The organism is Microbacterium sp., assembly GCF_031988965.1.
Classification (GTDB): Bacteria; Actinomycetota; Actinomycetes; order Actinomycetales; family Microbacteriaceae; genus Microbacterium.
On the sequence record NZ_DALZXX010000114.1, the window covers coordinates 1 to 9,352 of the forward strand.

At 69.2% G+C, this 9,352-nt stretch carries 6 protein-coding genes and 2 pseudogenes; all 8 read right to left on the reverse strand.

Going from position 1 to position 9,352, the window contains the following annotated elements; translation table 11 throughout:
* Positions 1-387, reverse strand: a pseudogene (locus RTM68_RS14575) (hypothetical protein); the annotation flags it as partial.
* Between the two features lie 107 nt (positions 388-494).
* Positions 495-2,309 carry an ABC transporter ATP-binding protein gene (locus RTM68_RS14580; RefSeq protein ID WP_312172211.1) on the reverse strand — a complete coding sequence of 605 codons (1,815 nt, stop codon included), beginning with the start codon at positions 2,307-2,309 and terminating at the stop codon, positions 495-497.
* Positions 2,306-4,246 (reverse strand): ABC transporter ATP-binding protein, encoded by a 1,941-nt coding sequence (locus RTM68_RS14585; RefSeq protein ID WP_312172214.1) that lies wholly within the window; start codon positions 4,244-4,246, stop codon positions 2,306-2,308. Before RTM68_RS14585 ends, RTM68_RS14580 begins: the two co-directional genes overlap by 4 nt.
* A 357-nt stretch (positions 4,247-4,603) precedes the next feature.
* Positions 4,604-5,101 (reverse strand): methylated-DNA--[protein]-cysteine S-methyltransferase, encoded by a 498-nt coding sequence (locus RTM68_RS14590; RefSeq protein ID WP_312172217.1) that lies wholly within the window; start codon positions 5,099-5,101, stop codon positions 4,604-4,606.
* Positions 5,098-6,597 (reverse strand): AlkA N-terminal domain-containing protein, encoded by a 1,500-nt coding sequence (locus tag RTM68_RS14595; protein ID WP_312172220.1) that lies wholly within the window; start codon positions 6,595-6,597, stop codon positions 5,098-5,100. Before RTM68_RS14595 ends, RTM68_RS14590 begins: the two co-directional genes overlap by 4 nt.
* 154 nt (positions 6,598-6,751) lie before the next feature.
* Positions 6,752-8,359 carry a bifunctional phosphoribosylaminoimidazolecarboxamide formyltransferase/IMP cyclohydrolase gene (purH, locus tag RTM68_RS14600; protein WP_312172222.1) on the reverse strand — a complete coding sequence of 536 codons (1,608 nt, stop codon included), beginning with the start codon at positions 8,357-8,359 and terminating at the stop codon, positions 6,752-6,754.
* Positions 8,360-8,399: 40 nt separating this feature from the next.
* Positions 8,400-8,987 carry a phosphoribosylglycinamide formyltransferase gene (gene purN / locus RTM68_RS14605; RefSeq protein ID WP_312172225.1) on the reverse strand — a complete coding sequence of 196 codons (588 nt, stop codon included), beginning with the start codon at positions 8,985-8,987 and terminating at the stop codon, positions 8,400-8,402.
* Between the two features lie 43 nt (positions 8,988-9,030).
* Positions 9,031-9,352: pseudogene (locus RTM68_RS14610) on the reverse strand (hypothetical protein); the annotation flags it as partial.

Here is a 9,352-nt window from a genome sequence, read left to right on the forward strand (position 1 = left end):
CGGGCGGGGAGCGGATGCTGCGGGGATGGCCGCGCGCGCGGCGTTCAGGCGCACCTGCTTCGCACGGACGTCTGCGGAGGCTGCCTTCGCGTCGTTCTCCTTGGCGCGCAGCATCCGCTTCGCACCCGCCACCTGCTCGGGCGTCGCGCGACGCGCACTGCGTTCGGCGGAGAGGCGAGCGACATCCGCTCTGGCGAGCTTGACGGCCGTCCGACGTTCGACCGCTGCAGTCCGGGCGATCTTGAGATCGTGACGAGCCGCATCGTACTCGAGTCGGCGACCGCTCTTCGTACTGCGTCTGCGCAGGCCGACCGCCCCCGCGGCCACCCCGCCGGCTGCGATGGGCGCGATCCACCACAACTCCACGGCGAGCAGCAACGGATCCATACGTCGATGCTACCCAGGCAGAGCCGTCGGCGCTCCGCCCGTCGGCGCACGACCGAGGCCACGACCGCTGATCGGTCGTGGCCTCGGCTCTGCGGATTCCCGCTCGATCAGACGAGTGTCTCCTGCCAGGCGGCGTGCAGTTGGGCGAACTTGCCCGTGCCGCTGATCAGCGTCTCGGGTGTGTCGTCCTCGATGATCTTCCCGTGCTCCATGACCAGGACACGGTCGGCGATCGCGACCGTCGACAGGCGGTGCGCGATGATGATCGCCGTGCGGTCCTTGAGCAGGGTCTGCAGAGCATCCTGGATCAGCCGCTCCGACGGGATGTCGAGCGAGGCCGTCGCCTCGTCGAGGATCAGCACGGCGGGGTCGGCGAGGAAGGCGCGGGCGAACGAGATCAGCTGACGCTGACCCGCAGACACGCGGCCACCACGCTTGTTCACGTCGGTGCCATAGCCGTCGGGCAGCGACGAGATGAACTCGTCGGCGCCGACCGCACGCGCCGCCGCCCTGATCTCGTCGAGCGACGCATCCGGCTTGCCGAGGGCGATGTTGTCGGCGACGGTGCCGCTGAACAGGTACGCCTCCTGCGTCACCATGACGATCGCGCGCCGGAGATCCTTCGGGTGCAGCTTCCGCAGATCCACGCCGTCGAGAGTCACCGTGCCGATCGAAGGATCGTAGAAGCGCGAGATCAGCTTCGCCAGGGTCGACTTTCCCGCCCCGGTCGTTCCGACCAGCGCGATCGTCTGTCCTGCGGGGATGTCGAGCGAGAAGTTCGGGAGGATCGTCTTCTCGCCGTTGTACCCGAAGGTGACCCCGTCGAACTCGATGTGGCCGCGCGACTCCCACAGATCGACCGGCTTCTCGGGGTCCGGAACCGTCGGCACCTCTTCGAGCACGCCCGACACCTTCTCGAGCGCCGCCGTGGCGGACTGGTAGGAGTTCAGGAACATCGCGATCTCCTGCATGGGCGCGAAGAAGTTGCGCACGTACAGCACCGCCGACAGCAGCACACCGACGGTGAGCGCGCCCTCGGACACCCGGATGCCGCCCCAGAGCACGACGATGCCGAGCACGAGGGCGGCGACGCCCATGAGGCCGGGCTCGAACGTGCCGAACAACAGCATCGAGCGACGGTTCACGTCGCGGTACTCCCCCGCGATCTTCTGGAAGGCGGCATCGTTGCGCGGCTCCTTGCGGAACGCCTTCACCGCGCGGATGCCCGTCATGGTCTCGACGAACTGCACGATCACCTTCGCGCTGATCACGCGTGACTCACGGTAGACGAGCTGCGACCGCGAGTAGAACCAGCGCATCAGGAAGAACAGCGGGATGCCGCCGATCGCCAGGATGAGTCCCGACTGCCAGTCCCACACGCACAGGGCGATGAAGGTGAAGAGCCCGAAGAGCACACCCGAGACGAGCTCATTCAGCCCGCCGTCGAGAAGCTCCTTGATCGAGTCGAGGTCGCTCGTCTGTCGCGAGATGATGCGCCCCGACGTGTACGACTCGTGGAACTCGAGACTCAGGCGCTGGGTGTGCAGGAAGATCCGCTTGCGCAGATCCAGCAGCACGGCCTGGGTCAGTTTCGCCGCGATGATGACGTACCAGGCGATCATGACGGCCGCCACGGCGCCCGCGAGCAGATAGATGCCGCCGATCATGAACGTCGGCATCCAATCGGCGCGGTCGAGCACCGCGGGCAGGGCCCGGTCGAGACCGATGCTGATCAGGATCGGGCCGGCGACCTGCAGTGCGGTCGAGATCACCAGCACCACCCCGGCGAGGATGATCTGGCGCTTCAGCGGGCGCACGAGCGACCCCAGCAGGCGCAGCGAGCGACGACGGATCGCCCGGCTCTCCTCCTTGGTGTACCGGGAGCGGTCTTCGTCCTGGGTTCCGGTGATGGCGGAGCTCATCGCTGCACCTCCCTCTCGATGCTGATCTCTTCGTCGGCGGCGGCCTCGCGGATTCCCTCACGGACCACGGCGTCGATCTCGTCACTCTCCTCGTCCTGATCGCGGATGATCGGGATCGCGCCGGTGCGCGCGGCCTCCTCCGCCTCGAGACTCGAGATGACGTGCCGGTAGTGGCGACTCGTCTTGAGCAGCTCGCTGTGCGTGCCGACCGCGGTGACGCGTCCTGCTTCGAGCAGAGCCACGCGATCAGCCAGGGCCACGGTCGACGGGCGATGCGCGACGATCATGGCGGTCGTGTCTGCCAGCACGTGGCGCAGCGCCTCCTCGACGAGTGCCTCGGTGTCGACGTCGAGAGCCGAGAGCGGGTCGTCGAGGACGAGCACCTTCGGCCGGGCGGCGACGGCGCGGGCGAGAGCCAGACGCTGACGCTGACCGCCCGACAGGCTGAGCCCCTCTTCGCCGATGATCGTCTCGACGCCGTCGGGGAGCGAATCGACGAACGCCGCCTGGGCGACGTCGAGAGCCTCGCGCAGGACGCGCTCGGCCTCGTCGCTGTGCACGTCGAGGTCGGCTCGTCCGAGCAGCACGTTCTCGCGCACGGTCGCCGAGAACAGCGTCGCGTCCTCGAACGCCATGGCGATGTGCTGGCGCAGCTCGGCGAGCGGCAGGTCACGAACGTCGACACCGTCGAGCGTGACGCGGCCCCCCGTGACGTCGTACAGACGCGTCGGCAGGGTGGTCAGCGTCGTCTTGCCACTGCCGGTCAGGCCCACGAGCGCCATGGTCTCGCCCGGACGCAGCACCAGGTCGATGCCGTCGAGCAGGTCGCGCTCATGCGCTCCCGCGTCCTGGTAGCGGAAGTGCGCTCCCTCGAACGCGAGCTCACCGCGCGGCTCGGCGATGTGCACCGGGTTCTCGGGGTCGGTGATCGTGTTGGTCTCGGAGAAGATGTCGAACACGCGGTCGGTCGCGGTGCGCGCATCGAGCATGAACGAGAACAGGAACCCGATCGACTCGATCGGCCAGCGGAGCACCGTCGCCATCGCGAAGAACGCGAAGAGCTCGGGCAGCTCGATCGCGCCCTGCGAGATGAGCCAGATGCCCGACATCAGACTGAGGCCGAACGCGATCTGAGGCATCAGATCGAGCCAGAACCAGATCGACGCGATCGCGCCGGCCTTGCTCATCTCGGTCTCGCGCAGCGTCTCGGCCTGACGGCTGAAACGGCTGAGCGCGTGCTTGCCACGACCGAAGGCCTTGAGCACGCGGATGCCGTGCACGCTCTCCTCGACGCTGGTGGCGAGGTCGCCCGCCTGGTCCTGACTGCGCCGCGTGAGCGCGCCGTAGCGCTTCTCGAACAGGTATCCGCGGATCCACAGCGGGATCGCCGTGACGATGAAGATCGTGCCGAGCAGCCAGTGCCAGCGGAACAGCAGCACCGCGCCGATGACGATCGTGAGGATGTTGACGACGAGCAGCACGAGGCCGAAGGCGAGCCACCGGCGGATGAGGCCGATGTCCTGCATCATGCGGCTCAGCAGCTGCCCCGACTGCCACCGGTCATGGAACGACACCGGCAGCGTCTGCAGGCGCGAGTACAGCTCGGTGCGCATCGTGTACTCGACCTGAGTGGCGGGGTTGAGCACGAACTGTCGGCGCAGCCAGACCATCAGCGCCTCACCGAGGGCGAGGCCGAAGACGGCGAGCGCACCCCACACGATGGCGTCGACGGCGCCGGCCTGTACCGGGCCGCGGATGATCTGCTCGAGCACGATCGGGATCATCAGCGCGATGATCGCGGCCGCGAGCGCACTGGCCGCGCCGCCCGCGAGCCGCCAGATGACCGGCTTCACGAAGGGCTTGAGACGCCACAGTGCGGCGGGAGTGGAAAGGGAGGACGACGGGGAGGCGTTCTGCGATGAAGGCGAGGAAGACATGTCTCTCAGACGAGTTTCGTATGGAATGCGGTTACTGAAGACGACGGATGCGGGAACGGACTCTCGGAGTCCGGCATCCGGTGCAGTCGTGCGTGTGGGAAGGGCTCTAGCGGAGCGGGCGCACCGGGGTCGAGCCGAGAGCGGCGATCTGCGCAGCGGCGATCGATGTCATGGTGTCCTCCTCAGGGGCTCGGCTGTGTCGTCCCGGTCGGTGCGACAGCCCACCAGCCTATTCCTGTGAACCAGCTGAGCACAAGAGAGATTCCCGATTCGTCGACGTCCTCTTCTTCTGGCGGCATCGGATGCCGGGATTCCGGTCTCGACGTCCGACCCTGCGCCGGTCGATGGCTGTGCGATTCACCCCCGCGCGGCTTCTCGTTCCAACAGGCTCGCCTTGACATCGAGCCCCCAGGCGAACCCGCCGAGCGTGCCGTCGGCGCGCAGCACGCGATGGCACGGCACGAACAGCGCCGGAGCATTGCGGGCGCAGATCGAGGCGGCGGCCCGCACCGCCCGCGGGTTGCCGAGGCGAGCCGCGAACGAGGTGTAGGTCAACGGCTCCCCCGGCTCGATCTCGCGCAGCGCCGACCATCCGGCGAGCTGCAGCGTCGTTCCCGTCTGCTTGACGGCGACCGCGTCGATCGCCGAAAGGTCTCCTGCGTAGAAGGCAAGCGCCGCGGCTGCCGCATCGGTGTCGCGCTCGCGCACCTCCGTCGGGCGGCCGAGGGGCGCGAGACGGGCGACGATCGTCGCCTGATCGGCCGTCCATCCTGAGGACAGCACTCGCTGGCGCTCGTCGGCGAGGATGGTGAAGGGTCCGTCCGGGGTCTCGATGGTCTGGATGATGGCGTTCATGGGGTCTCCTTCACAAAGGTGGGGGTCTGGGACGCGCGCGTCCGTCGCACAGGGCGCGCTGGTGCTGCTCGCCAGAGATGTGCGCTGAGATAGCTGCGCCACGGAGCAGTGCGCTCCGCCCACGCGACGAGCGTCCGCGGATCGCTCGGAAGTCCGGACGCTGCAGCCCCTGCGCGCAGTGCGACGTCGCCGGGGAGCAGCACGTCGGGGTCGCCGAGCACGCGCATACGCACGTAGTCGGCCGTCCAGGGACCGATGCCCGGCATCGCGAGCAGCGCGGCTCGCTGCTCGACGCCGTCGTCTCCGACCGTGAGCGGGAGCGAGCCGTCGGCGAGAGCTGCGGCGGCACCGACGATCGCCCTGATACGAGCCCCCGGCCCGCGCAGCACCTCGGCCCCTCGCTCGGCGATCGCCGACAGCGTGGGGAACAGAAGCCCCTGCTCCGTGCGCTCCCCCAACGCCTCGGTCAGAGCCGTGAGGGCGGTGCGGGCGGCGACGACCGTGATCTGCTGGCCGATCATCGCGCGGATCAGCATCTCATGCGGGTCCGCCGAACCGGGCACACGGATGCCGGGAGTGCGTGCGACGAGCGGAGCGAGCTCCGGATGCGCGCTCAGCGCCTGATCGACGGCGAGAGGGTCGGCGTCGAGATCGAAGATCCGTCGCACGGTCGACACGAGCGGAGCGAGGTCGCCGAGCTGCGCGACGCGGGCGCGCAGGTGCAGTCGCTCCGTCTCATCCTGACTCACCTCGAACCACGCCGCCCCGCCCGCCATGCGCAGATGACGCGAGAACGACGTGGCCGTGGCCTCTTCGACCCCCGACACCGCACGGGCCGCCATCCAGTGGAAGATGCCTGCCGCGTCGAAAGGACCGCGATACGGGAGAACGAGGTCGATCGCGCCGGGAGCGGCCGACGCCGGCATCTTCCGACGGGCCCTGAGCTCGCCCGGCGTCAGGCCGAACACCTCGCGGATCGTGTCGTTGCACTGCCGGATGCTCGCGAAGCCCGCCGAGAACGCGACGTCGGAGATCTGCATGTCCGTTCCGACGAGCAGCATCCGCGCCGTGTGAGCCCGATGCGCCCGCGCGAGGGCGAGGGGCCCCGCACCGAGTTCGGTCGAGAGCAGCCGTGTGAGGTGCCGCGTCGAGTATCCGAGACGCACGGCGAGCCCGGAGACCCCCTCGCGCTCGACCACGCCCGAGGCGATGAGACGCATCGCCCGAGCAGCGACGTCGCTGCGCAGATCCCACGCGGGTGAGCCTGGGGCCGCCTCAGGGAGGCAGCGCTTGCAGGCGCGGAAGCCTGCCTCGTGAGCCGCCGCGCTCGTCGGGTAGAAGGTGACGTTCTGCGGCTTGGGCGTGCGCGCGGGGCAGCTCGGCCGGCAATAGATGCCGGTGGAGCTCACGGCGGTCACGAACTGACCGTCGAAGCGCGTGTCGCGGGCGCTGATCGCGCGATATCGCTCGTCGAAGTCGGTCACAGGGAAGCTCATGGCTCCACTCTGTCATGCACCGCCGACACCGGCTGGCGGGAATCGGACATCACTGTGAACCTCGGTCCGCACCCCTGCAGACAGCGCGAGACCCCTCGCGCCGACGATGACGCGAGGGGTCTCGGAGGGTGCTGCGGCCCTGGGGCCGTCATCCTCAGTGGAAGAAGTGACGCTCTCCGGTGAAGAACATCGTGACGCCGGCCTTGCGCGCGGCATCCACGACCTCTTCATCGCGCACCGAGCCGCCGGGCTGCACGATCGCGGTGACGCCCGCGTCGATGAGCACCTGCGCGCCGTCGGCGAACGGGAAGAACGCGTCAGAGGCGGCGACCGATCCGGCTGCGCGGTCTCCCGCACGCTCGACCGCGAGGCGGCACGAGTCGACGCGGTTGACCTGGCCCATGCCGACGCCGACCGTGGCGTTGTCCTTCGCGAGCACGATCGCGTTCGACTTCACAGCGCGGCAGGCCTTCCACGCGAAGATGAGGTTCTCCATCTCCTCGTCGCTCGGACGCTCACCCGAGACGAGCTCCCAGTTCTTCGCGACCGAGACGATGTCGTCGGGGAACCGGTCGGCATCCTGCAGCAGCAGGCCACCGGAGACGAGGCGCACGTCCATGCGCTCCTGCTGCCAGTCCTCGGGCAGCTGCAGCAGACGCAGGTTCTTCTTCGCCTTGAAGACCTCGAGGGCTGCGGGCTCGAACGACGGCGCGACGATGACCTCGGTGAAGATGTCCTTGAGGTTCTCGGCCATCTTGAGCGTCACGGTGCCGTTCGCGGCGATGACCCCGCCGTACGCCGACACCGGGTCGCACTCGTGAGCGCGGATGTGCGCGCTCGCGATCGGGTCGAGGGCGTTCGGAGCGGTGGTCGCGATGCCGCACGGGTTCGCGTGCTTGATGATCGCGACGGCCGGCTTGACCATGTCGTAGGCGGCGCGCAGCGCGGCATCCGCGTCGACGTAGTTGTTGTACGACATCTCCTTGCCCTGCAGCTGGGTGGCCTGGGCGATGCCGTGCCCGCCGACGCGGGTGTAGATCGCACCGCGCTGGTGCGAGTTCTCGCCGTAGCGCAGCGTCGCCAGGCGCTCAGCCTGGATCGTGAGGTGCGTGGGCAGATCGTCGCCGTCACCCAGCGTGCCCTCGGCGAACCAGGCGGCGACAGCGGTGTCGTACGCGGCCGTGTGCGCGAACGCTCGGGCCGCCAGCTCGCGGCGCTGCGTGAGCGTGGTGCCGCCGCTCTCGATCGCGCTGATGATTCCCGGATACGACTGCGGCGAGACGACGATCGCGACGTTGGCGTGGTTCTTCGCCGAGGCACGGACCATGGCAGGGCCGCCGATGTCGATCTGCTCGACGACGTCGTCGCCCTCGGCGCCCGAGGCGACCGTCTCGACGAACGGGTAGAGGTTCACGACGACCAGCTCGAACGGCTCGATGTCGAGCTCGGCCAGCTGACGCTCGTGGTCCTCGAGGCGGAGGTCGGCGAGCAGGCCGCCGTGGATCTTCGGGTGCAGGGTCTTGACGCGTCCGTCGAGCATCTCGGCGACGCCGGTGACGGCCGCGACATCGGTGACCTCGAACCCGGCCTCGCGGATCGTCGAGGCCGTCGAGCCGGTCGAGACGATCTGCACTCCCGCGTCGGAGAGCGCCTTGGCGAGCACGAGCAGATCGGTCTTGTCGCTGACCGAGACGAGTGCGCGGCGCACCGGAACGGTGTCGCGATCGCGGTACAGCGAGTGGTCGTGGCGGGGGCCGGCCATGGAGGGCTCCTTCGTGCGAGGGTGGCGTGCGTGGATCAGATCAGGGTGTGGAGGACAGCGACAGCTCGCCCGTGGCGATGCGGCGCACCACGTCGATGAGCAGTCGACGTTCGACAGGTTTGATGCGCTCGTGCAGGCTGTGCTCGGTGTCGCCGTCGAGGACCGGCACGCGCTCCTGCGCGAGGATCGGCCCGGTGTCGACGCCGTCGTCGACGACGATCACACTGGCGCCGGTCTGGGAGACACCCGCGGCGAGCGCGTCGCGCACACCGTGCGCACCGGGGAATTCCGGCAGGTACGCGGGGTGCGTGTTGATCAGGCGCGGCGCGAGGTCGGCGACGAGCCCGGCAGGGAGCAGACGCATCAGTCCGCTGAGCACGACGAGGTCGGCGTTCCAGACGGCGAGCTGACGACCGAGTTCCTCGCCCCAGGCCTCGCGGGACTCGTGCTCATGCCACGGGACGGTGAAGCTCGGGATGCCGAACTCCTCGGCGTGGGCGAGACCGTCGGCTTCGCGATCGGCGCCGACGACCACCACCCGCGCGGGAAAATCGGGGTGACGAGCGGCCTCGAGGAGGGCGCGAAGGTTCGAGCCGGTGCCCGAGATGAGAACGGCGACCGTGAGCACGCGCCCAGTCTACCGGGGCGCGGGAGACGCCCCGACCCGCATGTCAGGCGCGGGGATCCTTCGTCTCAGTGCCGGGGAGGCGGTGGCCCGAGAGGTCTTCGAGAGGCGCGGTGTCGGATGCGTCGGCGTCGGCGTCGCGCGGGAACGCCCCGGGTGGGGTCGGCGTCGCGGAGACGAGCTCGGAGGCGGACATCTCGGCGAGCCATCGATCGGTGCGCTCCTCGGCGAGCTCGTCGCGGTTGCGAGGCGAGAGCAGCAGGATCGCGGCGCCCAGAAGAACCTCTCCTCCGAGCGCGAGTGCGAACGGCAGCGCGGACGGGCCGGCTTCCGCCAGGCGACCGGGACCGAGGGAGCCGCCCGCGAGC

Coding starts and splice junctions, on each gene's coding strand:
- RTM68_RS14580 (WP_312172211.1), bottom strand. CDS start 2,309: ATGAGCTCCGCCATCACCGGAACCCAGGACGAAGACCGCTCCCGGTAC.
- RTM68_RS14585 (WP_312172214.1), bottom strand. CDS start 4,246: ATGTCTTCCTCGCCTTCATCGCAGAACGCCTCCCCGTCGTCCTCCCTT.
- RTM68_RS14595 (WP_312172220.1), bottom strand. CDS start 6,597: ATGAGCTTCCCTGTGACCGACTTCGACGAGCGATATCGCGCGATCAGC.
- RTM68_RS14590 (WP_312172217.1), bottom strand. CDS start 5,101: ATGAACGCCATCATCCAGACCATCGAGACCCCGGACGGACCCTTCACC.
- purH (WP_312172222.1), bottom strand. CDS start 8,359: ATGGCCGGCCCCCGCCACGACCACTCGCTGTACCGCGATCGCGACACC.